This is a genomic window from Massilia sp. Soil_C_3, from assembly GCF_057657035.1.
Genome location: NZ_JBDGJG010000015.1, coordinates 47,001 through 72,069, shown reverse-complemented (window position 1 = coordinate 72,069; position 25,069 = coordinate 47,001). Strand labels below are relative to the sequence as shown.

Annotated in this window: 17 protein-coding genes; 12 read left to right on the top strand and 5 right to left on the bottom strand. The window is 60.6% G+C overall.

What is annotated here, in order from left to right; all coding sequences use genetic code 11:
• Positions 1-26: 26 nt before the first annotated feature.
• From AC3A6F_RS24615 to AC3A6F_RS24600, 4 genes are all read left to right on the top strand, one after another.
• The gene (locus AC3A6F_RS24615; protein ID WP_487686295.1) at positions 27-2,882 is read left to right on the top strand and encodes a type VI secretion system Vgr family protein; all 2,856 of its coding nucleotides are present in this window, start codon (positions 27-29) and stop codon (positions 2,880-2,882) included.
• Entirely contained in the window at positions 2,882-4,435 is a 1,554-nt protein-coding gene (locus AC3A6F_RS24610; protein WP_487686292.1) for a hypothetical protein, read from the top strand. The genes AC3A6F_RS24615 and AC3A6F_RS24610 overlap by 1 nt, the downstream gene beginning before the upstream one ends.
• 18 nt (positions 4,436-4,453) lie before the next feature.
• The gene (locus tag AC3A6F_RS24605; protein WP_487686289.1) at positions 4,454-5,422 is read left to right on the top strand and encodes a hypothetical protein; all 969 of its coding nucleotides are present in this window, start codon (positions 4,454-4,456) and stop codon (positions 5,420-5,422) included.
• 71 nt (positions 5,423-5,493) lie between these two features.
• Positions 5,494-5,757, top strand: a complete 264-nt coding sequence (locus tag AC3A6F_RS24600; RefSeq protein ID WP_487686286.1) for a PAAR domain-containing protein — start codon at positions 5,494-5,496, stop codon at positions 5,755-5,757.
• 21 nt (positions 5,758-5,778) lie between these two features.
• Here the strand turns inward: AC3A6F_RS24600 and AC3A6F_RS24595 are convergent, their stop codons facing one another.
• From AC3A6F_RS24595 to AC3A6F_RS24580, 4 genes are read right to left on the bottom strand one after another with little or no spacing between them, the layout of a single operon-like run.
• Positions 5,779-6,528, bottom strand: coding sequence for a Crp/Fnr family transcriptional regulator (locus AC3A6F_RS24595; protein WP_487686283.1), 750 nt, complete (start codon positions 6,526-6,528; stop codon positions 5,779-5,781).
• Between the two features lie 51 nt (positions 6,529-6,579).
• The gene (locus tag AC3A6F_RS24590) at positions 6,580-6,948 is read right to left on the bottom strand and encodes a VanZ family protein (RefSeq protein WP_487686280.1); all 369 of its coding nucleotides are present in this window, start codon (positions 6,946-6,948) and stop codon (positions 6,580-6,582) included.
• A 49-nt stretch (positions 6,949-6,997) separates the two neighbouring features.
• The gene (locus AC3A6F_RS24585; protein WP_487686277.1) at positions 6,998-8,242 is read right to left on the bottom strand and encodes a tetratricopeptide repeat protein; all 1,245 of its coding nucleotides are present in this window, start codon (positions 8,240-8,242) and stop codon (positions 6,998-7,000) included.
• Positions 8,239-10,116, bottom strand: coding sequence for a CHASE2 domain-containing protein (locus AC3A6F_RS24580; protein ID WP_487686274.1), 1,878 nt, complete (start codon positions 10,114-10,116; stop codon positions 8,239-8,241). Before AC3A6F_RS24580 ends, AC3A6F_RS24585 begins: the two co-directional genes overlap by 4 nt.
• A gap of 263 nt (positions 10,117-10,379) precedes the next feature.
• Between AC3A6F_RS24580 and AC3A6F_RS24575 the strand changes: the two genes are divergently transcribed.
• The 6 genes from AC3A6F_RS24575 (at position 10,380) to AC3A6F_RS24550 (ending at position 19,416) form a co-directional block, all read left to right on the top strand.
• Positions 10,380-11,750 carry a FecR family protein gene (locus AC3A6F_RS24575; protein WP_487686271.1) on the top strand — a complete coding sequence of 457 codons (1,371 nt, stop codon included), beginning with the start codon at positions 10,380-10,382 and terminating at the stop codon, positions 11,748-11,750.
• Between the two features lie 384 nt (positions 11,751-12,134).
• Positions 12,135-13,871: a hypothetical protein gene (locus AC3A6F_RS24570; RefSeq protein WP_487686269.1), complete on the top strand. Its 1,737-nt coding sequence runs from the start codon at positions 12,135-12,137 to the stop codon at positions 13,869-13,871.
• Positions 13,872-14,119: 248 nt separating this feature from the next.
• A complete protein-coding gene (locus AC3A6F_RS24565) occupies positions 14,120-15,898 on the top strand; it encodes a type I secretion system permease/ATPase (RefSeq protein WP_487686266.1) in 1,779 nt (592 codons plus the stop codon).
• On the top strand, positions 15,898-17,250 hold the full coding sequence (locus AC3A6F_RS24560; RefSeq protein ID WP_487686264.1) for an HlyD family type I secretion periplasmic adaptor subunit: 1,353 nt from the start codon (positions 15,898-15,900) through the stop codon (positions 17,248-17,250). Before AC3A6F_RS24565 ends, AC3A6F_RS24560 begins: the two co-directional genes overlap by 1 nt.
• A gap of 3 nt (positions 17,251-17,253) precedes the next feature.
• Positions 17,254-18,618: a TolC family outer membrane protein gene (locus AC3A6F_RS24555; protein ID WP_487686262.1), complete on the top strand. Its 1,365-nt coding sequence runs from the start codon at positions 17,254-17,256 to the stop codon at positions 18,616-18,618.
• A 198-nt stretch (positions 18,619-18,816) separates the two neighbouring features.
• On the top strand, positions 18,817-19,416 hold the full coding sequence (locus AC3A6F_RS24550; protein WP_487686259.1) for a DUF4214 domain-containing protein: 600 nt from the start codon (positions 18,817-18,819) through the stop codon (positions 19,414-19,416).
• Between the two features lie 249 nt (positions 19,417-19,665).
• On the opposite strand, the gene AC3A6F_RS24545 is transcribed toward AC3A6F_RS24550, so the two are convergent.
• Positions 19,666-20,562, bottom strand: coding sequence for a sulfurtransferase (locus AC3A6F_RS24545; RefSeq protein ID WP_487686256.1), 897 nt, complete (start codon positions 20,560-20,562; stop codon positions 19,666-19,668).
• Positions 20,563-20,743: 181 nt separating this feature from the next.
• Between AC3A6F_RS24545 and AC3A6F_RS24540 the strand changes: the two genes are divergently transcribed.
• Together AC3A6F_RS24540 and AC3A6F_RS24535 are read left to right on the top strand one after the other, a co-directional pair.
• A complete protein-coding gene (locus AC3A6F_RS24540; RefSeq protein WP_487686253.1) occupies positions 20,744-21,859 on the top strand; it encodes an acyltransferase family protein in 1,116 nt (371 codons plus the stop codon).
• Between the two features lie 224 nt (positions 21,860-22,083).
• Positions 22,084-24,969: a DUF4214 domain-containing protein gene (locus AC3A6F_RS24535; RefSeq protein ID WP_487686250.1), complete on the top strand. Its 2,886-nt coding sequence runs from the start codon at positions 22,084-22,086 to the stop codon at positions 24,967-24,969.
• Positions 24,970-25,069 lie beyond the last annotated feature (100 nt).

Here is a 25,069-nt window from a genome sequence, read left to right as displayed (position 1 = left end):
GGTTTCCTTCATAGAAGAATTCGCACATGGATCTGCACACATTAAAGGCATTCAGCGCCGGCCTGACCCAGGCAAACCGCCCAATCCGGCTACGGCTCGGAAGTCAGGACCCTGCCCTCGATGACGCCCTGCTCATCAAGCAAGTCTCTGGCAAGGAAGCCTTGTGCGACGGCATCGAATATCGCCTGCTTTGTCTCTCCGAGCACGTTGCGCTGCCGCTGAAGACGTTCATTGCACTACCGGCGGAGCTGCAGTTCGTCACCGATCGGGGCGGCTTGCGATCCGTCTGCGGTATTGTGGCCCAGGCACATGCCGGCCAAAGCGACGGCGGATTGGCAACCTACCAGTTGGTGGTTCGTGACGCGCTGTCGCTGATGGAGCAGCGCGTCAATACGCGGGTCTTTCGCAATATGAGCGAGATCGATATCATCGTCGCGATGGTCGGCGAATGGCGCAACCGTAATCCAATACTGGCGCGGGCCTTCGATATCGATACGACCGGCATCAGCCGGCCATGCGCGGCGCGCGAATTCACGATGCAGTACAACGAATCGGACGCCGCCTTCGTACGCCGCTTGTGCCGGCGCCGGGGAATTTCCTGGTTCATCCGTCCTGTGCGGCAAGACGGCGTCGGCAGCGCACCCGCTCCCATCCACGCCCTCGTGCTGTTCGATTCTCCATCCGCACTGGCGCGCAATGCCGCAGGCAGCGTGCGGTTTCATCGCGATGCAGCGACCGAAAAGCGGGATGGAATCGTGAACTGGAGCGCGAAGCGGACCCTGGCGGCCGGCAGCGTCAGCCGGCAAAGCTGGGACTACCGCCAGGGGCGGATGATGCTGGCGCAATCGCCCACGATCGGAAAACAGGGAAACGCCGGAGACCAGTTCGCGTCGACCCTGGAAGATCATCGGATCGAGGCTCCCCATATTGCCGACACTGGCGACGATTTCCGGCGTCTAGGGGAACTGCGCATCCAGCGGCATGAATACGAAGCCAAGTGCTTTCACGGCGAAAGCGGTGTGCGTGATTTGTGCATCGGTGAATGGTTTCATCTCGAAGGCCACCCCGAGATCGACACGCATCCCAGCGACGAGCGTGACTTCGTGGTCACGGAATTGTCCATGGTCGCCGAAAACAATCTTGGCAAAGATCTCGGTGACAGGGTGCAGCGCTTGTTTGCCGCCAATGGCTGGCCCGAGGTGGCATCGCATGCCGACCTGGAGCGGGCGAGCAAGGAACGCGACGTCCGGTACACCAACCGCTTTACTTGCGTGCGGCGCGGAACGCCGCTCGTGCCGGCCTATGATCCGCGTCTCGACGCGCCGCGTGCACAGACTGAAACAGCCATTGTGGTCGGGCCGCCCGGTGAAGAGGTCCATTGCGATGCGCTGGGGCGCGTCAAGCTGCGCTTTCCGGGGACACGTGAAGAAGATCATCGCGGTGGCGGCGGCGCCAGCAATTCAGACCGCGATTCGGCCTGGGTGCGGGTCGCCAGTCACTGGGCCAGCAAGGCATGGGGGAGCATCAGCCTGCCGAGAGTGGGGGACGAGGTGCTGGTGGACTTCCTGGGTGGCGATCCGGATAAGCCGATTGTCATCGGCCTCGTCTATGGCGGCACGGCGGAGCCCGCGGCCTTCAGCCACGTAGGGACATTGCCTGAAAACCGTTTCCTTGCCGGCATCAAGAGCAAGGAGGTGCAGGGTGCGCGCTGCAACCAGCTTCGGCTGGATGACACGCCAGGACAGATCAGTGCGCAGCTGGCCAGCGATCATGGACATAGCCAGCTCAATCTCGGGTGGCTGACGCATCCGAGAAGCGACGGCAAGGGGCGGCCGCGAGGGGAAGGTGCAGAGCTGCGCAGCGACCAGTCGGTCGTGCTGCGCGCGGCGCGCCTGATGTTGCTGACGACCCAGGCGATGCTCGGCGCCCAGGGCAAGCAGCTCGAACGTGAACCTTTGCAGGCCCTGCTCGAAAGTTCGCACGCGCTTTTGAAGGAGTTGGGAACGTTTTCTGGCCAGCATCAGGCCATGCCGGTCGACGCGTCGTCGCACGAGCAGTTGCGCAAGGCGTTGGAGGACGCCGAGCAGGGCAGCAATACCAAGGGCGAGGACAATGGGGAGCGTGCGGCGCCGTTGATCGCACAATACGCCGAAGGTGGGTTGGTAAGCGCCACGCCCGGATCGTCCGTGAACTATAGCGGCCACCAGCACAATGTCGTCGCACAGCAGCACATCCAGGTGGTGGCTGGTCAACGCGTGAATATCAATGCGGGCAAGGGCATTTCGCTGTTTGCCCACCACGATGGCATGAAGCATATCGCGCGCGCCGGCAAGCTCGATATTCAAGCCCAACAGGACAGTATCGGTATTGCAGCCGATCGCGATGTGAAGATCAGCGCCAGTCAGGGCGAGGTCGTAATTGCGGCCAAGAAGAGCCTGACGCTGCTGTGTGGAGGCGCTTATATCAAGATTGCCAATGGCAAGCTCGAACTCGGGTGTGCGGGCGAATTCACCGTTAAGGCCGGCAAGCATCAATGGGACGGTCCGGCCCAGCAGCAGGCGGAGCTGCCATTCTTTCCCTCGGCCGAGCATACCAACTGGCTGAAGCTGGACCTGGACGGCTACCAGGGCGCGCCCATGGCCGGCGTACCGTACACGCTGCACCTTGCAGACGGCCAGCAGAAGAGCGGTACGCTCGATGGCAATGGCATGGCTGAAGAGCGCAACCTGCCGGATGCGATCAGCAAGGTGGTCTATCACAATTCACCGTCGGCCAAGGATGATCCGCGACCGACGGTCGGGGATTTGGTGGCGGGACTCGATCCGCTCCTTGCGCAGGAGCCGGTTGCGACACGGAAGTCTCGCGGCGGGGGAGACCGGTGATGGGTGCTCCGGATGACACCTTGCATGCCCTGAACGAAGTCAATGGGATTGAGAAGCCGGATGACGTGGGAATCGGCGAGTGGATATGGGGCGCGCTGCAGGGGGATTTCAACGCCGAGCGGTCGACGGGGCAGATTGGCTTCGATATGGTCGTATCGATGATTCCGGTGGTCGATACCATCTGCGATCTGCGCGATCTGTGCGCCAATATCCGGCAGTATCGCAAGGACCCGACCAACAAGGTCACCCTGTTCTTTATCGCCACGACCGTTGTCGGGTTCTTTCCCGAAGTGGGGACCGTCGTCAAGAGTGTGCTGCGATTGGTGTGGGTTTATCTAAAACCACTGATCAAGCATGCGGACGATATTACGAACGTCGGCAAGCTGGTGACGGCGACTAATCGGGCCTGCGACGCGGCATTGCCGAAAATTACCGAATATCTGCAGCACAATCGGGTGGCGCAATGGGCGACGAACGGTAAACTGCCCGATGTTTTCAAGTTCGTGGCGAAGGTGGTTCGGGAGGCGGGCGAAAAGCTTGCTCCGGGCAAGCTGAAACGCGCGTTGGATGAGAAATTCAATGAGCTCAAAGCGCTGCTGCAGAAAATTAGGCCCTTGGTGCCGGGCATTATTCGTGAACGAGTGGATGAGTTCGTCAAATTCATCGATGCGAAGCGGCATGCGATCAGTGGCGCGATTCAGCAATTTTCTCAGCCGATCCGAACCGTGTTGAAAGTGGTCGCGAAGAGGTTGGACGATCACGCTTGGCGGGTAGAGATATATAGGACGAATCGGGGATGGATTGCGCCGATTTCGCAGGTGGGGTCGGCAAGGTTGATTAATGCAAAGCCGCCGAAGTGGGCAAAGAAATTCGATGGGAAAATGGAAAACCCCCCGATCAATGCAACAGATAAACGTGTGCAGGATCTTATGCTAGCCAATCCGGCTCATCCAAAACTCAGTGGACCCCAGATCGAAACCTTCACGGATAATGGTGGGGGAATTCGTTCTGATGTGATAGTTGGGCCAGCTAAGTTTTATCGAGTAATTGATCCATCCAATGAGGGAGGAGGAATTTTTTGGATGTCGGAAGCGGAGTTCAAGGCCATTAAAAATAGAGATGAATGGCGTGGCAGATTTGCTGTGAAACCAGAATGGAATCAGAACGGTTGGTCGGTCGAGTATGAAGTCAAAGCTGGCGAATCTTTACCAGTATGGCGTGGACCAGCTGCTAGTCAGAAGCTTGATGATACGGATTATTACTTGAAAGGCGGAGGCGAGCAGATTGTTTTCTTTCCTGGTAATCGTGACAGCATGGTCGAGGCAATGCCAAGGTTGGATCGTGAGACTGGGATGTCGGTTATGGATTATTCAGGCAATGTAGATAGGAGAGTTGAATTTGTCGATGTTACGGGTGAAGTGGTGCCTTCCAAGTTGCGTGCGAAAATCAGTGATTCCCACATTAAAGGACCGATTGAGACGGGATGGGGCGCTAGCGATTACATGCCGGAAGAGGCAAAGCGTATTTTGCTGACTGTTCCATTGTCCCCATAATCAAGAAAGGAGCAAGTAATGAGAAATCTGAGCTTGGAGGCTGCCATTTGGTATTTATTTACATCCGCAGAATTTTACGAAGCCGCTGCGCGTGAGTGTGATGGGATTGTGGAATGGTTCGGTAGCCTTGCTGTATCAAGACATACTGCTGGATTCGGAAGAAGCGGGCAGATTTATGACGTATTCAAGAAGCGGGCAAATGGTTTTAGGCGCGGAGCTGAGCTTGCAATGCTTGGGGATTATAAGTTGGTGTGGAGCATGGCAGGGTCGATCAGGGGAGATATGCGAGGAATTATGGAGCAGCCGCTACATAGCTGGATGACAGAGGAGGAATACCACGAGTTTGACCACGTTAGAGTTTCCCGATTAATGGCGTATGCGAGAAAAATTGAGAGCGCTCTTGCTAATGCGATGGTGACAGATGATGCGTTTTTTAATCCAACTCCGGATGCCGGGCGAAATAGCGACGATGATGGGTTTCCGGGGGAGTACATTGCGGAGGTGTACGAAAATTATGTTAAATCGGATATGAGTTCGTCGAGCGTAAAAATCAACGAGCCTATATCTGACTACGTGGTCGACAGATCAATTGGATGCCGAACCGGCGACGAAGTGCCATGGACCGGGGTTTGGTATCCCGGCACGGGCCTTGAAAACCACAGTTTGACCTTCGCGATCAAGGGACTGCGGATGCAGCCAGCCTTTCGCGTTATCAAAACGACAGACGAGCTGAGAGCCGAGGGCCATCCGGTTTTTCGTCCAAAGACCGTAGCCGTTGCGACGACTTGGCATCCGGTGGTTCCCCACGCCCGCCGAGAAGAATCGGAGCATGAATTGCGCGAAAAAGCTGGCCAACCTTGTCCTAAATCTGGCGTTTGGCAACAGGTGGACGCTGACGCCACACAACGGCGCTATGAGACAGGCGAAACGATGGCTAACCTTGGCTCGGCGTACGGTCTGACAGTCTGGCGCTGGATATCCGACTGATTGGCCTGGTTGGCTCAGCCAGCGCGGCTGGTTGATGCTAACGACAACACAAGCGATGGAAAGGGAACGCGATGCAAGGTGTAATCCGACTCGGCGATATTACCTCCCACGGAGGGAAGGTCATCAGCGCCTCCGGCACCGCGTTCGTGAATGGCGTCGCAGTCGCCCGGAAAGGCGATGCGTGCACCTGTCCGGTCGCCGGTCACGTCGTCTGCACCATCATCGAGGGTGATCCACTGATCCGGGCAGGCGGCGTACCCGTGGCTTTCCACGGCCACATGACCTCATGCGGTGCGACGCTCATTTCTTCTGCCATTACTTCGGGAAGAGTGTAATTGCTTGCTTGGCCAGAGTGGTCAGCCGCCCTGCGCCAGCCTCTGCAACGCATCCGGATCCAGGATCACCAGCCGATGCGCTTCCTTCTGCACCACACCCTGCTGCACCAGTGTCAGCAGCGCCCGGGTCACGGTCTCGCGGCTGGTATTGATCATGTTGGCGATATCCTGGTGGGTCGGCAGGTTTTCGACCACCTGCTTGCCGTCCTTGTCCACCACCTGCGGCATCAGGGCGATATACGTAAAGATGCGGCGCGAGGTATTGTTGATGCTGAGCAGGGCGCGGAACTCCGAGTCGCGCTGGATTTTTTGTGCCAGGTGGCCCAGCATCTTGCGCGCCACCGAAGGCGAGTGCGAGAACAGGTGCAGGGCGGTGGACGCAGGCAGGAAGGCGACCAGCACCTCGGTCATGGCCACTACCGACGCCGAGCGGGTCGAGCCGTTGATCAGGGCAATTTCGCCGAAGAAGTCGCCGGACGCCAGCATGCGCAGGCCGACCGCGCGCCCGTCTTCGGTGACGTCGATCACCTGCAACTGGCCCGACAGCAGGAACAGCAGCGCATCGGCGCTGCCGCCCTTGTGCAGCACCACCGAACGCTTCGGAAAGTGGCGGTAGCGCAGCTCGGTCTTGACGCGCGCGATGTCCTCGTCGCCCAGGTCGGCGAGCAGGGGAATCTTGCGCAGGTGAACCTGGATCTGGCGTTCCTGCAGCTGCGGGGCCGCGCCCGGCGCGGCTTCGGCATTCTGGGAAAGCTTGGTGGTGGAAGTCATCTGGGAGTTCAGTCTCTTACAAATCCGGCGCGATAAGGGAGCCGATAACTATCACCGCGTGGACGGCGAAGCCGTCCACCCTACAGCGTCGGGTGCTGCCTGACTGGCGAGCGCCACCACCAGCACAGCGCAGGCGATGCCGGCGGTATTGGCGGCCATGTCACGCCAGCAAAAGCGGCGGTCGGGAACCAGGGTCTGCAGGCATTCGATCAGCCATCCGCCGATCAGCAAGCCGGCCAGCCAGTACGCCGTCTCGAGCGCGCCGTCGGCGATACGCAGGGCCAGCACGGTCAGCACGGCAAAAGCGGCGAAATGCAGGAATTTATCGTTTGGCAACGGCGGCAGCCAGCGGTTCGGCACCAGGCAGCCAATGCACACGGCGGCCGCGGCGCAGACAAACAAGATCGCTTCCAGCCCCATGCCGCCGACAACCCTTCAGATTCACGAACCCGCGATTGTACAGCCCAACTCAGGGGTATAGCCACTGCCAGCTCAGCTGCAACTGGCGGTTATTGTACTGAAAGATCGAAATATTCTCGCGATTACGCACCGCCCGTGCTTCCAGCACAACGTTTTGCCGCTTCGCCAACTGGTAGGTCAGCGAGGCGCGCACCACCTGCGTGCGCTGGGCGCGCACCTGGTCGATCAGGAGCTCCGGCGAATAGGCGCTGGCGCTGTCCCAGGTCTGGCGCGTCCAGGCCAGCTCGGCCATCGTGTTCCAGCCGAGCGGCTGGCGCAGGTTCAGGCTCAGGTAGCTGCCATGGCGGTTGCCGCCGGGACGGTCGTCGCGCGCACGGTCCGACAGCAGGCCGGCGGTGGCGTTGGCGCTGAACGAGCCGGTGTGGTGGCTGAGCAGGGCGCGCGCCTCGAACATCTCGGAATCGAAGGTGTCTAGGGTTGCGTACTTGGTGAGCGTGGCGGCGCCGATCAGGTGCAGCTGGGTGCGCGCCGGCAAGGGCAGCGGCGGCGTGACCCGCAGCTGGGCCTGGGCCTGGCGCTGGTACAGGTGGCCGCCCATGCCGGACACGCCCAGCGAGCCGGTGCCACGCACCACCCAGCGCCCGAAGCGCCATGGCGACTCGACGCCAGCGTATAGCGAGGCGGTGTCGTAGTCGCGCAGGCGGTCATAGCGCCGGCCCTGGAATTGCACGAAACCCATGGTGCCGTTGGCGGTCAGGTCGCGCACATAGTCGCCCCCGACCTGGGTGTACTGGTCGCGCTTGGGGAGAAAGTCCTCCAGCAGCGGCAGTTCGACCTGCCCGTCCGGGCCTTCGACGATGAACGACGAATTGCTGGCGCCCTGGTTGACGTTGTCGTCCACGCCGCGCGTGAGGCTCAGCGCGCCGGAGCTGGACGGGGTCCAGGCCATGCAGCCGGTGTTGCGCGCCTCGGCGATCAGTTCCAGGATCTCGCGCGCCGGATCGAAGCGCGTCTCGACGGTGGCGAACAGGCGCTCGGCCTCGTTGGTCTGGCCCAGGCTGCACTGGATCAGGGCCAGGTCGAGCCAGGCGCCGGCGTGCTGCGGTACCATGCCGATCAGGCGCATCATCTGGTCCGAGGCATCGGTCTTGCGGCCTTCGGCGAGCGACTCCAGCGCTTGTTGGTAGAGCCGTTCTTCGGCGGTCGGCGTCGGTTCGGCGGGTGCGGGCTGGGCCAGCGCCAGGCCGGGGGCGAGCAGCAGGGCCAGCGCGGCCATCGTGCGCAGGGGATTCATGGCGCGCCTTTCGCGAGATCGCGGGGCGCGCCGCCGGCTTGCGGATCGCTTACGTCATCCGGGGTGGTCATATCGAGGGTAAACAGAGGAGTCGCTCTTTCTTTGCCACGTAGCAAACGCTCGCCCAGGGCGAGAAAACGGTGTCGCCCGCTGCGGTAGACAGTGCCCGGGCCGATGATGATGTCGTGCGGGAAGTCGCGCGCCACTTGTTCGAGGCGCGCCGCGGTGTTGACGCTGTCGCCGACCGCAGTATAGATGCTGCGGAACGAGGTGCCGAAATCGCCTGCCATCGCGTTGCCGCTCTCGACGCCGATCCGCACCCGCAGCGGCAGGTAACCCTGGCGCACCCGCTCGGCGCTCAGGGCCGCCACGCGGCGCGTCATCTGGTGCGCGGCGTCCAGCGCCAGGTCGGCATGCTGTTCCAGCGGCAGCGGCGCACCCCAGAACGCCATCATGCCGTCGCCCGTGTATTTGTCCAGTGTTCCCTGGTGGGCGATCACCTGGCCGGTGAGGCAATCGAGGAAGTCGCGCGTCAGTTTCGCCGCTTCTTCCACCGGCAGCGATTCGACCTGGGTCGTATAGCCTTCCATATCGGCCACGAGGGTGGTGACGTCGGCCTGGCGCGGGCGCAGCGGGTCGTCTTCTTCGCTGCGCAGCAATTGCTCGACCACGGCCGGCGCCACGTACTGGCGCAGGGTCTGCAGCAGGTGGCGCGAGCGGCGCTGGGCCTGCTGCCACTGATAGGGCACGGCCACCGCCAGCAGGAACAGATTGGTGCCGAGCGGGCCGATCGGGGCGAAATCGGGATCGTGGCGCGCCAATACATAAGCGATGGCAAGCCACAGGGCCGAACTGAGGCCCAGCAGCGCCACGCCGGCGGCGGCCGACAGGCGTGGGAAAGCCTGCATGCAGACGACGATCGAGGCCAGCGCGAACATGCAGGCGGCCAGGCGGCCGGGCCAGGGTGTGGGCAGCTTGCCTTCCTGGCGGTCGAGCAAAGCCGACAGGATCAAGGCCTGCACCCCCAGGCCGGGACGGCTGGCGGCGAGCGGGGTCGAGACGCGGTCGCCCATGCCGAGCGAGGACGATCCGATCAGCACCAGGCGTCCGCTGGCGCTGGAGGGCACGATGCGCTGCGCCAGGATGTCGGCCGCGCTCACCACGGTATACGCGCGCCAGTCGCGGCGGTAGGGGATGCGCATCAGGCTGTCATCGGGCAGCGCCAGCGCCGGTTTGCCGCTGCAGCAATCGAGCAGGGCCAGGCCGAGGGCGGGATACTGCTTGCCGGCGAACTGGGTCACCAGCGGAATGCGGCGCAGGGAGCCGTCGGGGTCGGGAATGAAGCCGATGGCGCCGATATTCGGCGCCGCAGCCAGCGCCGGATAATTACCGACATAGCCGGTGGCCGGCACGCCGCCGCGATAGCGGACGCTCGCTCCACCCAGGTGGCCGTCGCGCACCGGCTGCGGGCGGTTGCCGGCGAAATCGAAGTCGAAGGCCTGGGCCGGCACCAGCGGGCCGTGGGCGGCGAGCAGGGCCAGGCGGTCGTCGCCCACGGGCTCCGTGCTGCTCGATGGCAGCACGATGTCGAGCGCGACGCCGCGCGCCGCGTACTCGGCGAGCAGGATCTCGACCAGATGGGCCAGGCGCTCGCGCGGCCATGGCCACGGGCCGAGCTCGGCCAGCGAGGTTTCGTCGATATCGACCACCAGGATGCGCGGTTCGGGGTCGTCGCTTACCTGCAGGCGGAGGAAGGCGTCACGCAACCATTCGTTGGGCAGGAAAGACACCTGGCTCAGGATGGTGCGGGTCCAGATGTTGTCAGCAAGCGACAATGGCGCGACGATCGCGTACTGCGACCACAGGGTAACCATGAAAGCCAGCGCGGCAATGATCCAGCGACCCCGGGGCCGCCGTGCTTGTGTTCTAGGTTGCGCCACGCACTACTCTTCGGTTGTAACGACAGTTGAATTGAGGCAGCAAGTATATCGCTAGGGTTGCTGGGATGCATTGTTTATCTGGTAATTGAACAAACTAAGTTGCAACTATTTGGTGTCGGCTTTCAGATAGAATGTGATGGTTGTCACAGAGCCTTGTCTAGGCAACACGGTACAGTGGAAAGGAAAGGGGATCCATCTTGCATAAATTACTCATTGCCGCAACGCTCGCATGTGCCGCGCAGTTCGCTCATGCCGCCGAGGCGGGCAAGATCATCTTCGTCGCCGGCGCCGCCAAGGCAGGCGACCGTCCCGCCGTGGAGGGCGCCCAGGTCGAGGAAGGGCAGATGCTCACGACCGGCGCCGATGGCTATATCTATGTGAAGACGGCCGACAATGGCCTCTTTATCCTGCGTCCGCAGACGCAGGCGCGCATCGTTACCTACCACATCGACCAGCGGAACCCGGCCAATACCAAGGTCAAGTTCGAGCTGATCAGCGGAACCGCGCGCAGCAGGTCGGGCGATGCGGTCAAGCATGCGCGCCAGAATTTCCGGTTCAATACGCCGGTCGCCGCCATTGGCGTGCGTGGCACTGATTTTACTGTCGTGACCGATAGCGATACGTCGCGCGTGTCGGTGTTTTCGGGTGGCGTGGTCGTTAGTGGCTTTGCCGGTGGTTGCCGTCCGGAAGGGGCGGGGCCGTGTGAAGGCGCTGCCAGCCGAGAACTGAGTGCGGCACAGCGTGGGCAGTTGCTGCAGATTAGCCGGGGGCAGGCTGCGCCCCAAGTGGTAGAGGCCGGTTCAGAGGGGCCGAGTCAGGCCTCGCCCCGTCCAGATGAGCCGTTGAGCAAGAATGGCAGTGGCCAGCCGAATGTGAGTGTGGAAGCGGCGAAGAATCTCGGCCTGGTGGCGGCGATCGACAAGGCCGTGCCGCCAGGTGGTAATCCGACGCCTGTGCCGAACCCCGGGACGGACCCGACTCCAGACCCGACTCCGATCCCGGTTCCCACTCTGCCTGTTACGCCGCCAGTGGTCGTGACACCCCCTCAGCTGGAAAAAAGGGTTGTGTGGGGACGTTGGCAAGAGGTGAATTTACTGCCAGCCGAGATCGACTATTCGACTGCGCGCAGGGAAAATGAACTGATCGCACTGAACGGTTATTTCGCGCTGTATCGCACGCCCGGCAAGGAATACGTAACGCCAAATAATGGCAGTATCGGTTTTACCCTGCGCGGCAGTGAAGCATATGTGATTACCGAATATGGCGGGGGTATCAGCCGCACCCACAGCGCAAGTCTGTCCAACGGTGCGCTCAATATCGACTTCGGGAAGCGAAGCTTTGAAACCAGCATGGATCTCACCACCCAGGACGATGTGGTCAAGCTGCGTGGCGAAGGCACGGTGCGAGGCGATGGCCGCTTCTCTGGCGATGCCAACGGCCGTATGGGCTACCTGAATATCCAAGGTGTGCTGAGTAACGAACGCGCTACTAGCGGCACGGCGGCGACCATTTTCGACGGCCGTATAGATGAGCGCAGACGGGTGAATGGCGGCGCAACCTGGCGCTGATAAACCCTCGAAATGCAATTGAAAACCCTGGGGAAATCCAGGGTTTTTTATTTGCATCGTATGTATATTTTTATATGTGGCAATTACAAAATGTATTCTGTGTTTCAGGATGTAACAATCAAGAGGTCATGGTTATTCCCGATGAGGTAGTGTGTAAATTTGTGAGAATTGCAAAGAAATTATCTTTTAAATTCCGCCAGAAAAAGAATTTGTCCTGATTTTGTCCATTTTCCCAAAAACTTTGTCTGTTTTGTGACGGCCATCACACATGCGCTTGCTAGGCATCTGTCATGATGCGGTCCGTTGGCCTTACAGGAGTGGCTACCACTCTCTGCAACATTGAATCAACATTTCGATCGATCGATCTTTTATTTGGAGTTATACATGGCAATCGTCGCTACCCACGTCGCAGCAGTTCAAGAACTGTACGTTGCATACTTCGGCCGTCCTGCTGACCCAGCAGGCCTGGACTACTGGACCAACGTCGTTGAAGCTCAAGCTGGCTCGACCACCGCTGTGTCGGCAGCTTTCGCTACCCAGCCAGAATACATCGTCGCATACTTCGGCAAGACCAACGCCCAAGTCGTCGATCAGATCTACCTGAACCTGTTCGGCCGCGGCACCTCGACCACCGACGGTCGTGCGTACTGGGTTGACCTGCTGAACAAAGGCACCGTTGGCATCAGCACCATCGTTGCTGAAGTCGGTAACGGCGCACAAGGTTCGGACGGTGTTGCTTACGAAAACAAAGTCGAAGCCGCTACCGCCTTCACCAACGCCCTGGACACCGCCGCTGAACAAGCTGGCTACGCTGGCGCCGACGCACTGGCCGCTGCTAAGACCTGGATCTCCAGCATCACCACCGATGCAACCCTGACCGCTGCTATCGCTCCTGCCGCACTGGACGCACAAGTTGCTGCAGTCGTCAAAGCTGGCACCCCGTTCGCTCTGGAAAGCGGCATCGCTGCACTGCGCGCTGCTGACAAGGCAATCGCTGACTTCGTCAAAGCTAACGACCTGAACGCAGCCACCGCTGGCGACGAGCTGGACACCGCTGCTGACACCGCTGAAGCCGCCCTGGCTACCTCGGTTGGCGCTGGCTACGCTGGCACCGATCGTCAAAAAGCGGCAGCACTGGCTGACCGTCAAGAAGTCCTGAACAAAGCAGCCAAGACTGCGGCCGACAACCTGGCAGATGCTCGCGGCGACGCAAGCGCCAAGGCTGTTGCTGCTGCCGACGCTCTGGCACGTGCTACCGCTGCTCAAACCGCTGCAGACAAGGCTGAAGATGCAGCCCTGCTGAAGAAGAATGCTGCTGAAGCATTCCTCGAAGCAAGTATCAGCGGCCGTGAAGTCACCATCGGCGCAACCGAAATCACCGCTGCTCCAGCCACCGGCACCACTCCAGTCGTCCTGGCTCGCATCAACGCTGACACCGGCGCTGTGACCCTGGCTACTGGTATCACCGAAACTGCCTACCCTGGCGTTGGCGCCCTGGTTACCGCAGTGCGTGACTACAACGATGCTCTGCTGGTCCAAAGCGGTGCAGTGAAGGCAGTGACCGCTGCTAACACCGCCATCACCAACCTGGACGACACCGACGAACCTGCTGCTCTGGCAATCGCTCCGCTGGCAACCGCTTCGGCGAACGCAACCAAAGCTGTCAGCGACCTGGCGAAGCTGGTGTCGAACCTGTCGGCTGCTGAAGCAAAAGTTGACGCTTACGCTGACCTGGTCGACGCGCAGGAAACCGCTACCGCTGACTTCGCTGCAGGCGGCTACCTGGCCCCAGTGACCCTGACCGCAGCATCGGCTGCTCTGACCGGTTCGGACGTGTTCATGCTGGGTTCGGTTGACTCGACCGTGACCGGCTTCGGCACCAGCGGCGACGACGTGATCTACGTGGGCAAGAACTTCACCTTCAACGCTGGCGGCCTGGACAAAGGCGTCGACACCGCGATGGAAATCTTCTTCGTCCAGAACGGTAACCGCGCTGAAATCCACGTGGAAAAAGCTGCATACGGTTCGACCAGCGACGACATCATCGTCATCAGCCTGGTGGGTGTCGATGCAACCGACCTGCAACTGACCGACGGCGTGATCTCGCTGAAAGATGCTTAATTAATGCCTTGCCCGCCTAGCGGGCTTGCATAAGCATTGAAACCCGCCACCGCAAGGTGGCGGGTTTTTTTACGCCTGTCGTCGCCAGACGACGGAAGTGTGGTCAGAGTACTCACATTGTGTGACGAATATCACAAAACGCAGAGGTTTTCCGGCATAATAGGCGCGCCGAACAGTTACTTGATGCTTGGAAACTGCTGGGCCGGTCGAGTGCTCCTCGATACCGATCTGTTCTCAGACTACAGCCCATGAAAAAACTGCTAAACGAAAATAACGAAATCGAGCGCGCTTTACTCGCCTTCAAAAGCACCTTCATTACCGTCGGTGTCTTCAGCGCGGTCATCAATCTGCTGGCGCTGACCCCATCGCTGTACATGCTGCAGGTCTACGACCGCGTGCTGGCCAGCCGTAACGAAATCACCCTGTTGATGCTGACCCTGCTGATGCTGGGCGCCTTCCTGTTCGTCGGTGCGCTCGAGGTCGTGCGTTCCTTTGTGCTGGTGCGCGTCGGCGCCAAGTTCGACATGATGCTTAACAAACGCATCTATACGGCAGCGTTCGAGCAAAACCTGAAGCAATCCGGCGGCAATGCCGGCCAGGCGCTGAACGACTTGACCAGCCTGCGCCAGTTCTTGACCGGCAATGCGCTGTTTGCCTTCTTCGACGCGCCCTGGTTCCCGATCTACCTGTTCGTCATCTTCATGTTCGAGCCGTCGCTGGGCTGGTTCGCGCTTGCCGGTACGCTGATCCTGGTGGTGCTGGCAATCGTCAACGAACGTGTGACGCGCGCACCGCTGTCGGAAGCCAACTCGATGGCGGTGTCGGCGAGCGCCATGGCAACCAATAATCTGCGCAATGCGGAGGTGATCGAATCGATGGGCATGTTGCCCAACCTGATGGGCCGCTGGTTCAAGACCCATGGTAAGTTCCTGTCGCTGCAGGCGGATGCCAGCCAGAAGGCAGGCACGATCGGCGCAGTGACCAAGTTCGTGCAGACCGCGCTCCAGTCGCTGGTCCTCGGCTTTGGTGCGCTGCTGGTTCTCGAGAACAAGCTCACACCAGGCATGATGATCGCCGCGTCGATCCTGGTCGGCCGCACGATGCAGCCGGTGCAGCAGGTGATTGGTGTGTGGAAGAGCTGGAGCAGCACCCGCAGTGCCCACGAGCGCTTGACCAAGCTGCTCGAGACCAATCCGGCACGTTCGGCGGGCATGGAGCTGCCGAAGCCGAATGGTGCCCTGACCGTTGAAGGCGTCACTGCGGCCCCACCGGGCGTGAGCACGCCGATCGTGCGCAATCTGAGTTTTTCGGTCGCCCCTGGCGACGTCCTCGGCGTGGTCGGCCAAAGCGGTTCGGGCAAGTCGACCCTGGCGCGCCTGCTGGTCGGTATCTGGCCTTCGATGATGGGCAAGGTACGCCTGGATGGCGCCGATATCTATCAGTGGAACAAGGCCGAGCTGGGCCCGCACATCGGCTACCTGCCGCAGGACATCGAACTGTTCAGCGGTACCGTGAGCGAGAATATCGCCCGCTTTGGCGAGGTCGATGCCGAGAAAGTCGTGACGGCCGCCCAGCGCGCCGGTGTGCACGACATGATCCTGCGCCTGCCGAAAGGCTATGACACGCCGCTCGCGGACGGTGGCGGTGGCCTGTCGGGCGGGCAGAAGCAGCGCCTGGCCCTGGCCCGTGCGATGTACGACGATCCCGCGCTGCTCGTGCTGGACGAACCAAACTCGAACCTGGACGAGATCGGCGAGCAGTCGCTGGTCCAGGCCGTGCTCGACCTGCGTCGCCGTGGCAAGACCATCGTGCTGATCACCCACCGTCCAAGCATCCTTGGTGCGACCAACAAACTGCTGGTACTGAAAGAAGGTTCGGTGCAGGCATTCGGTCCGACCCAGCAAGTGATGGCAGCAATCCAGGAAGCAAACAAGAAAGCGATCGAAGCCGCGCAAGCGGCGCGCGCCACGCCCGCTCCTGCCGCCCCCGCCGCGGCAACGCCTGCGACTACCGGAGAATCGAACTAATGAAGCTGGTGAAGAAAGACGCAGCGGAAGTCATCACCCACGACGTGACGCCGCTTGAAGTGAAGACCGATGCGAAAGCGTTCAGCCGTATCGGCTGGCTCGTCGTGTTGATCGGGTTTGGTGGTTTCCTGCTGTGGGCGTTGTTCGCACCGCTCGACAAGGGCGTGCCGCTGTCGGGCACCGTGGCGACTGAATCGAACCGCCAGGCCGTGCAGCATCAGGCTGGCGGCACGGTCCAGGAATTGCTGGTGCGCGATGGTGACCAGGTCAAGAAAGGCCAGGTGCTGGTACGCATGAATCCAATCATCGCCCGCTCCGCATTCGACGTTACCGACGCCCAATACTTATCGGCACTGGCCACCGTGGCCCGCCTGACGGCGGAGCGCGACGGTTCCCGCACGATCAAGTTCCCGGAAGAGCTGGAGAAGCGCCGTAGCGAGCCACGCGTCATGGAAATGATGACTACCCAGAATCAGCTCCTGATGTCGCGCACCAACGCGCTGCAGAGCGAGCTGTCCGGCGTTGACGCCAGTATCGAAGGCCTCAAGATGCAGATCAGCGGCCTGCAGGAATCGCGCGACAGCAAGAAAGAACAGGTCGAATTCCTGAAGGAACAGCTGGGCGGCATGCGTGATCTGGCGAAAGAAGGCTATGTCGCTCGCAACCGCCTGCTCGAACTGGAGCGCACCTATGCTCAGCTCGGCGGCGCGATCTCCGAAGACATCGGCAATATCGGCCGCTCACAGCGCCAGGTGATCGAGCTGACGATGCGCCGCGCGCAACGCCTCCAGGAGTTCCAGAAGGAAGTGCGTACCCAGTTGACCGACTACCAGCGCGAAGTCGATGCCCAGGGTTCACGCCTGCAGGCGCAGCACTTCGAACTGTCGAACGTCGAAGTCCGCTCGCCGGCCGACGGCGTCGTGGTCGGCCTGGCTGTGTTCACCAATGGCGGCGTGGTGCCGCCCGGCTTCAAGATGATGGACATCGTCCCGAGCAATGCGCCGTTGATCGTCGACGGCCAGCTGGCGACCAACCTGGTCGACAAGGTGCATCCGGGCTTGCCGGTCGAGCTGATCTTCTCGGCCTTCAATACCAACAAGACCCCGCACATCAATGGCGAAGTGCTGTACATCTCGGCCGACCGCAGCGTCGACGAGCGCACCGGCAATCCTTACTACAAGGTGCACGTGAAGGTCACTCCGGAAGGCGAGAAGAAAGTTGCCGCCCACAAGATGGACATCCGCTCCGGCATGCCGGTCGAGCTGTTCGTCAAGACCGGCGAGCGCACCATGATGAGCTACCTGCTCAAGCCGATCATGGACCGTGCCCACTCGGCGCTGAGCGAGGAGTAAGCGATGGCGTCGATCAACAAGTTTCGCCTGCGTGGCCTGGTTGCGGGCGCGCTGCTGGCTGCGGGCCTGTGCATGACCGGTGGCGCCGACGCGGTCACCCTGGAAGAGGCCTACCAGGCCGCGCTCAAGCACGATCCGGTGTTCCGCATGCGTTACTACGAGAACGAGAGCGGCAAGGAAAACGCGATCCTGGGCCGCTCGCAGTTGCTGCCGCAGGTATCAGCCAGTCATACGGTCAACCAGAACCGGGTAGACCGCGAGTACACCACCAAGGATGTCCTTGGCCGAGAGCAATTCATACAGGATTACCCAAAATACCTGAGCCGCTCCTCGGTCGTGCAGCTGCGCCAGTCGCTGTTCAATATGGACGCGATCCAGCGCTACCGCCAGGGCAAGGTGCAGAGCGCCCAGGCCAAGGAAGCTTATGAGGCGGGCGCTGACGAAGTCTCGGTGCGCCTGGTCAGCACCTATATGGATGCCTTGTTCGCCGAGGATCAGCTGGCGCTCGCGCGTGCCCAGCGCGACACGCACAGCGAGCAGCAGAAGGTGAACCACTTGCTGTTCGAAAAAGGCGAGGGCACCCGCACCGACATGCTGGAAACCCAGGCCCGGCTCGATGTGGCCGAAGCTGCGCTGGTCGAAGCCCAAGACCATGTGACCGCGGCACGCAACACACTGGCTGGCGTAATCGGCATGGATCCGGGTTCGCTCGACCAGATCGCCCCCAACTTCCGTCCGGTTACGCTGGACGTCACCACGTACGAGGAATGGCAGCAACTGGCGCTGCGCCAGAACAATACGCTGGCGGCGTTGCGGCTGTCGGTGGAAAACTCGCGGCTCGAGATCGGCCGCAACAAGGCGGGTCACCTGCCGCGCGTCGACATGATCGCTTCCTACGGCAAGAACCTGAGCGAGACCTTGACCGTGGCAGGCCAGGAAACGCTCAACCGCTCGATCGGCCTTCAGGTGAATATTCCGATCTATTCGGGCGGCGCAATCAGCGCGCAGACGCGCCAGGCCGCGGCCAACTACGGCCGCGTCCAGGCCGAGCTCGATGCCCGCACCAACGAGACCATGGTCGAGTTGCGCCGCGCATACGACCTGGTGCAGAGCAGCGGTCGCAAGATCGATGCCCTCGTCAAGGCAGTCGATTCGGGTAAGGAACTCGTCAAGGCGACTGAGCAAAGCATCAAGGGAGGGGTGCGTATCAACCTCGACCTGCTCAACGCCCAGTCGCAGCTCGTCACCACCCAGCGCGACCTGGCCCAGGCCCGCTATTCCTACCTCGTGGGATTGATGCGTCTGCGCGCAGCCTCCGGCACGATCGCGCCGGAAGCCATCCGCGAGATCGCAGCCTTCTTCCGCTGATCAGCGACGGCCGCCTGCACCCGCAGGCGGCCGCATCCGCCCAAGCGTCAGCCGGGGCGAGGTAACTTCTCATATCCCGCAGCAACCATCGTTATCTTGCGATCAAAAGACGTGATTTTCACGAATCCCTCCGATGTGTGCGCCGCTAATTCGTCGTTTTGAGTAATATCAAATCACCAATTAATAGCGGAGGTAACTATGGCAATCGCCGAACTCGATATCCAGGAACTGTACGTAGCATATTTCAACCGTCCAGCCGACGTTGCCGGGCTGGACTACTGGAAGGATGCGCTAGACGCGAACCCGGATGCGCTGAATGAACTGTCGCGCTCGTTTTCGACATCGAATGAATATCGCGACACCTATGCCGGCATGGACAACCGTGCCGTGGTCAGCGAGGTCTACATGAACCTGTTCGGCCGCGAGGCCGAGTCCACGGGCGTGGACTACTGGGCCAATCTGCTCGATAACAAGATGATCACCATCGATAACGTGGTGACCCAGATCGCCGACGGCGCTGAGGGGCAGGATGAAATCGCCTTCAAGGGCAAGATCGCCGCCGCGACCCTGTTCACGGATCGCCTGGATGAGCCGGATGAACAGGCGGCCTATGCTGGCGCCAACATCGATATCGCGGCTGAATTCCTCGCCACGATCAAGGATCTGTCGTCCGCCGCCGATGCGCTCGACACGGAAGTGGTCGATGCGTGGATCGACCGGATCGTGGACGCGCATACGGCTGGCGAAACCGCGCTGGTGGGCGTGCAGACCGGCGCCGAAGCGCTGCCGGTGGTGTAACGGTAAAGCTCCACTCAGCGGTCGTCCCTGTAGCTTAACTTAGCCGTCGTCCCCGCGCAGGCGGGGACCCAAGGTCGCTCGAGCTGATGGAAAAGGTCTGCAGCGGAAATTAGGTTCCCGCCTTCGCGGGAACGACATGCTTATATCGCGGGAACGACGTGCTTATACCGCGCCAACGACGTGCTTATATCGCGCCAACGACGTGTTATATCGCGCTAACGACGTGCTTATATCGCGGGAACGACGTGGTTATGCTTGGGCCGCTGGCTGGGCGGCAGGCGCATTGAGCGTTTCACCCGGCGCTGGCTTGCCCGCGCAATGCGGGCACGATACACCCACGACATAGTCGGGCGACAGCTGCTGGCGCGGCGTCACCACGGCGCGGCAGGCGAAGCACTGCGCGGTCTCGGTCGGTTCCAGTTTCGGGTTGAGCGCGGTGCGGTAGTCGAACACGAAGCAGTCGCCGTTGTAGTGGTCGCCACCGACTTGCTCGAAATACTTCAGGATGCCGCCTTCCAGCTGGAACACGCGGTCGTAACCGATTTCCTTCATGTGGATCGCGGCTTTTTCGCAGCGGATGCCGCCGGTGCAGAAGGTCACCACGGTCTTGCCGGAGAGCTCTTCCTTGTGCGCGGCAGCCACGGCCGGGAATTCGGTGAACTTGTCGATGCGGTAGTCGAGCGTGTTCTCGAAGGTGCCGACGTCCACCTCGAAGGCATTGCGGGTTTCCATCATGACGACTTCGACGCCGTCGTCGTCATGGCCCTGGTCGAGCCAGCGCTTGAGGGTAGGGGCATCGACCACCGGCGCGCGGCCCAGTTCCGGCTTGATCAGCGGCATGCGCATGGTGATGATCTCTTTTTTGATCTTCACCAGCATGCGCTTGTGCGACTGCTCGGCCGACAGGCTTTCTTTCCATTCCAGGTCGGCCAGGCGGACGTCGCTGCGCACCCAGGCCAGGTACTGGTCGATATGTTCGCGCGTACCCGATAGGAACATATTGATGCCTTCCGGCGTCAGCAGCACAGTCCCCTTCAATCCCAGCTCGTTGCACAGGTCCTGGTATTGCGGGCGCAATTGTTCCAGGTTGTCGAGCGTGATGAATTTATAGGCAGCGATGTTGACGTACTGGTTTTCGGAAGACATGGTCGGTAGGCCTTGCAAAGGCGTGAGATAAGACAGGGCGACATTATAAGTCAGCATGCGGCGTCTACCACGTGGCGCTGGTGTTTTCACGACAGTGCAACCATGCGTGGCCGGCCGCAAATACACCGGTCATTTCACGACAGTAACGCTACAATGCTTGCCTTTGATAACGGGGCACAGCATGCAGTCGCTGAACATCGGGTACAACCCACGGATTGACCAGTTGCGCTGGCTGGCGGCCACGCTCGTGTTCCTGTTTCACTTCCACCTCGAATACCGCGGCCTCGGCGGCACTGGCCTGAGCTCGCCATGGGCGGCGCTGATCATCGAAGGCCATACCGGCGTGGGGCTATTCTTCACGCTGTCGGGCTTCCTGTTCATGCTGATCGCGCTGCACCAGCGTCAGATCGTGTATGCCGACTTTTTGCGCAACCGCCTGCTGCGCATCCTGCCCCTGTACCTGGTGATCTTCTTGGTCGCCACCTCGATCGGACGCGACAAGTTCCAGCCGGCCGACCTGCTGTACGTGTTCGCCACCAACCTCGGGCTGGCGCCGACGTCCGGCACGCCGATCACCGGGGCTGCGTGGACCATCTCGCTCGAGTTCCTGTTCTACCTGGTCTTCCCGTTCCTGGCGCGCTTCGCCATGGAAAGCGGCATCCGCTACCTGGCGGGCTGGCTGGTGCTGCTGCTGTTCTTCAAGGCGGCCGCGTTCACCGTCAACACCAACAGCACGCTGATGTATTTCAGTACCTTCGTCGGCCGCTTCGACCAGTTCATCATCGGCATGATCGCCGCCATGGTGTACGCGCGCCATGGCGCCCTCCTGCAGCGCATCGCGCCCTTGCTGGTGCCGGCGTCGATCGCGCTGGTGATGTGGGATACGGCACTGATGCACCGGCTGGCGAGTTTCGGCAGCGTGCCGCATTCCCCGTTCTGGATCGGCTGGTCGCTGCTCGAAAGCGCGGGCTGGGCGCTGCTGATCCTCGGCTGGACCGCCTTCCGGCCGCGCCTGCCGGGCGTGGTGGAGCGCGTGCTCACGCATGGCGGCAAGATCAGCTTCTCGTTCTACCTGCTGCACATGGCGCTGTTGCACCTGCTGGCCACCCAGGTCGGGACGGTGCGGCCGTTCGCCATTGGCTGGCTCGACGCCCTGTTCATGATTGTCGTGACTTATGCGGCGACCTGGGCGCTGGCAACGCTCAGTTATCACATCATCGAAGAGCCGTTCTTGCGGATGCGCCGCCGCTATGGTGCGACTGCCAGGAAGGAAGTAGCTCCGCTTGGCCAGGGATAGGTTGGCAGAATTTTCAAGGCCCGTTTTTCGCCTGACGGGGTTCCTGAATTTCGGTATTTGCAGATTAATTGCCGATGGTACCTAAATTCGATGATTAAAAGTTCATAAAACGTCGGCTAAATACGACAAGGCAGCAAAAACAGTAAAAATTTGTACGTCTGCAATCTCTGGTGCATGGATACTTGGCCTTCGGCAATTTTCGCCTGGTCCATACCCTATAAACCATGAGCACGCTTAGCACCCACGATTCGACTGTCAATTCCTTCTACCTGGCTTTCTACGGTCGCCCTGCCGATCCTGCCGGCCTCAAATTCTGGTCGCAGCAGCTTACCGCGAATAACGGCGACCTGGGCGCGATCACCCAGGCGTTCGCTACCTCTGAAGAAGCGCAAGTCCGCTTTGGCACCGATTCGCTGGGTGACCGCATCGGGGAAATCTACCAGCAACTGTTCAACCGGGCGATGGACGCCGACGGCCTGGCCTACTGGACCGACGTGGTCGAGCAGGGTGATGCCTCGCTGGCCGACGTGTCGATCGCCATTCTCAACGGCGCTCGCGGCAGCGACGCGACCCTGTCCGCACTGCGCCAGCAGGCGGTCGACGAATTCACCGCGCAGGTCGAAGCGACCGGCAGCCAGTACGGTGGCTACGCCTCGATCGAGGCTGCCCGCATCCTGGTGCGCGCCGTAACCGCGGACGCCACCGCAACCGACCTGGCGCAGCTGGTCAAAGCGGCGGTCTCGTTCGCCGATACCGCCACCAAGACCCCGCAAGTGGTCGAAGCGATCGCCGTCAACACGACGCTGCTGGCGCTGTTCGACACCACGCGCGGCAAGGGCGATCCGGTTGCGCTGGCCCAGGCGCTGGCCGACACCGCCAAGGCCGCCGCAGGCGACCCGGTCACGCTCGAATCGCTGCTGCGCGGCGGCGGCATGGACAAGGTGCTCAAGGTGATGCCGGCTGCGGCTACGCTGAAGGATGTGGTGGTGGCGTTGGGCAAAGGTGGCCTGCCAGCTGCGGTTGAAGTCGTTTATCCGACGATACCGGTCGCGCCTCCGTCCCCTGAACCCGTACAGGAACCCCAAAAGACCTTCATTGTCGGTGGCGACGGACACAAGCTGAGCATTTCCGGCACAGCCACTGATGATGTCGTCATTGACCTGACCAACAACACCATCCTGCGCGCGGGCCATCAGCCAATCCAGGCCATGAACGACATCACCGGTGTCGATGTCAAGGACTATGCCGGTAAGGTAACAGTTACCGGTACGGTATCTGAAATCGACCTGGCACTGCTCGGTTCAGACAAGAGCGGCGTGCACTCTTACGGCGTGGTTGACGAGAAAAATTCGATTTTTCTCGGGGAACCAGGCGCGCGCCAGTTCAAGTCCAAGGACATTGACATGGTTCTCGACCGCGCGAACTTTGTGAAGATCACCGATGCGCTATCGAAGCAGGAGCGCGCATTGTTCGACAGCCTGCAGGGCTTCAATACCGCCAAACTCGATGCGAAAGTGGACAACCAGGCACCGGGCGCGCCATCCGTTGCTCTTGATGTGGATACCGGCAGTTTCCCAACCGCAGAGAAGGATAACGTGACCAATGTTGGCACCTACACGGTGAAGGCAGAAGACGGCGCGACGGTCCAGTTCAGTGAAAACGGCATGGATAATTGGACCACGATTAAGCCGGAAGCGAAATCGGGCAATAACGCCTTCTTCGTGCGCCAGATCGACAAGGCCGGTAACATCGGCGACAGCGTCGAATTTAAGTTTACGCTACTGACCGGTAAGCCGGCCGCACCGGTCCTGGCCCTTGAGAACGACACTGGCACCAAGGGTGATGGCATCTCGGCGGTTGGCGACATCCGCGTGAGCGAATTGATGCCAGGTTTTACAACGGTCGAGTACCGCACTGGTTCAGAAGGACAATGGCAGGTGACACCTGTGATCGGCAATACCGACAGCATCGTGATCAAGATTCCCGGTGAAGGTTCGAAGCACATCGAAGTCAGGCAGATTGACCAAGCCGGCAACAAGGGCTCCGTGCAGTCAATTTCGTATGTCGTGGATCCGAATGCACCACAAGGCCCGCAGCCGAAACCTTCGGGCCTTGCGTCTGTTGGGTATGAACTGACGGGCAACCCTGGCGTCCTGTATCTCAATAGTCAAAATGGTCCTGTCAAAATGTCGACAAGCGATCCGAGCCAGGCCGGCTTTATGGACAAGTCGGGTTTCCATCTCACGAATTTGGCAACCGGACTGGCCGATACGGCAGCTACGAGTGGGCCGAGCTTCGGTATCCCGATGGATGGCATGCTGCGCTTCGGTACAACAATCAAAGCAGGCCTGTATTCCATGAGCTGGGAGGACAGTACTTTCGCAACTGCCGACGGCTATCTGAACAAGGGAACGCTCAATTTTGCCGGTGGCGTCAATGGTCAGTTCTTGCAGGAAGGCTTTTTGCTGAGCTTTATTCCGCCCGAGAGCAACAGCCCTGATGAGGCGCTTTTCAGCGGCGCATATATCGGCAGTAACTTGACGCAAAAACACATTGCGACCGGTGGTGGCCAGGACGCCATATTTGCCGACGGTGCAGATCTGACCATCGAGTATCGGGTAGTAAACAGCAATGCCCAAGACCTGATCGTGGGCTTTGGGTCTGGCGACAAAATCCTGTTCACCGGCGATGCTGCAGCGCGCATCGATCGTGATGGGCACAATGGCATCCAATGGGCTGACAATAGTATCGCCGAGCAAACTCCTGCTGGCAACGCTTGGCCGAAAGTCGCAGTCGGTGATGCCGACGAAGCAGTGGAAGTCGTTGTGCAAGGCATTGTTTCGAGTGTTATGTTTGGACCATCGTTACAGCAGACGTTGACGACCCTCAATGGCGCACTTGCCATGAATGAAAATTCGGCACCTGATAGCCTGTTGATCCTGGCGAAGAACAATAGTGGCGGTGCAGCTTTGCTGTTCTTCGATAATTTGAACAAGGATGCAAACATCGATGCGAATGAATTGTCGCTCATTGCGATGTTCAGCGACAGCATCGTCGAGCCAGTCAACATTGAGCTGATCGGTTCACAGATGGGCATTCCGGGCGGCTGATAGCGAGCGAGGGCGACCCCAGCGTTCGCCTCAAGCGAGCGCTGGGCAAGTATGCAGGCCCTTGATGGAATGATAACTACATATACATGCTTGTGGACAT

What these genes read in the sequence shown, in the direction of transcription:
- AC3A6F_RS24615 (WP_487686295.1), top strand. Translation starts at nt 27, where the DNA reads ATGGATCTGCACACATTAAAGGCATTCAGCGCCGGCCTGACCCAGGCA.
- AC3A6F_RS24610 (WP_487686292.1), top strand. Translation starts at nt 2,882, where the DNA reads ATGGGTGCTCCGGATGACACCTTGCATGCCCTGAACGAAGTCAATGGG.
- AC3A6F_RS24605 (WP_487686289.1), top strand. Translation starts at nt 4,454, where the DNA reads ATGAGAAATCTGAGCTTGGAGGCTGCCATTTGGTATTTATTTACATCC.
- AC3A6F_RS24600 (WP_487686286.1), top strand. Translation starts at nt 5,494, where the DNA reads ATGCAAGGTGTAATCCGACTCGGCGATATTACCTCCCACGGAGGGAAG.
- AC3A6F_RS24595 (WP_487686283.1), bottom strand. Translation starts at nt 6,528, where the DNA reads ATGACTTCCACCACCAAGCTTTCCCAGAATGCCGAAGCCGCGCCGGGC.
- AC3A6F_RS24590 (WP_487686280.1), bottom strand. Translation starts at nt 6,948, where the DNA reads ATGGGGCTGGAAGCGATCTTGTTTGTCTGCGCCGCGGCCGCCGTGTGC.
- AC3A6F_RS24585 (WP_487686277.1), bottom strand. Translation starts at nt 8,242, where the DNA reads ATGAATCCCCTGCGCACGATGGCCGCGCTGGCCCTGCTGCTCGCCCCC.
- AC3A6F_RS24580 (WP_487686274.1), bottom strand. Translation starts at nt 10,116, where the DNA reads ATGGTTACCCTGTGGTCGCAGTACGCGATCGTCGCGCCATTGTCGCTT.
- AC3A6F_RS24570 (WP_487686269.1), top strand. Translation starts at nt 12,135, where the DNA reads ATGGCAATCGTCGCTACCCACGTCGCAGCAGTTCAAGAACTGTACGTT.
- AC3A6F_RS24565 (WP_487686266.1), top strand. Translation starts at nt 14,120, where the DNA reads ATGAAAAAACTGCTAAACGAAAATAACGAAATCGAGCGCGCTTTACTC.
- AC3A6F_RS24560 (WP_487686264.1), top strand. Translation starts at nt 15,898, where the DNA reads ATGAAGCTGGTGAAGAAAGACGCAGCGGAAGTCATCACCCACGACGTG.
- AC3A6F_RS24555 (WP_487686262.1), top strand. Translation starts at nt 17,254, where the DNA reads ATGGCGTCGATCAACAAGTTTCGCCTGCGTGGCCTGGTTGCGGGCGCG.
- AC3A6F_RS24550 (WP_487686259.1), top strand. Translation starts at nt 18,817, where the DNA reads ATGGCAATCGCCGAACTCGATATCCAGGAACTGTACGTAGCATATTTC.
- AC3A6F_RS24545 (WP_487686256.1), bottom strand. Translation starts at nt 20,562, where the DNA reads ATGTCTTCCGAAAACCAGTACGTCAACATCGCTGCCTATAAATTCATC.
- AC3A6F_RS24540 (WP_487686253.1), top strand. Translation starts at nt 20,744, where the DNA reads ATGCAGTCGCTGAACATCGGGTACAACCCACGGATTGACCAGTTGCGC.
- AC3A6F_RS24535 (WP_487686250.1), top strand. Translation starts at nt 22,084, where the DNA reads ATGAGCACGCTTAGCACCCACGATTCGACTGTCAATTCCTTCTACCTG.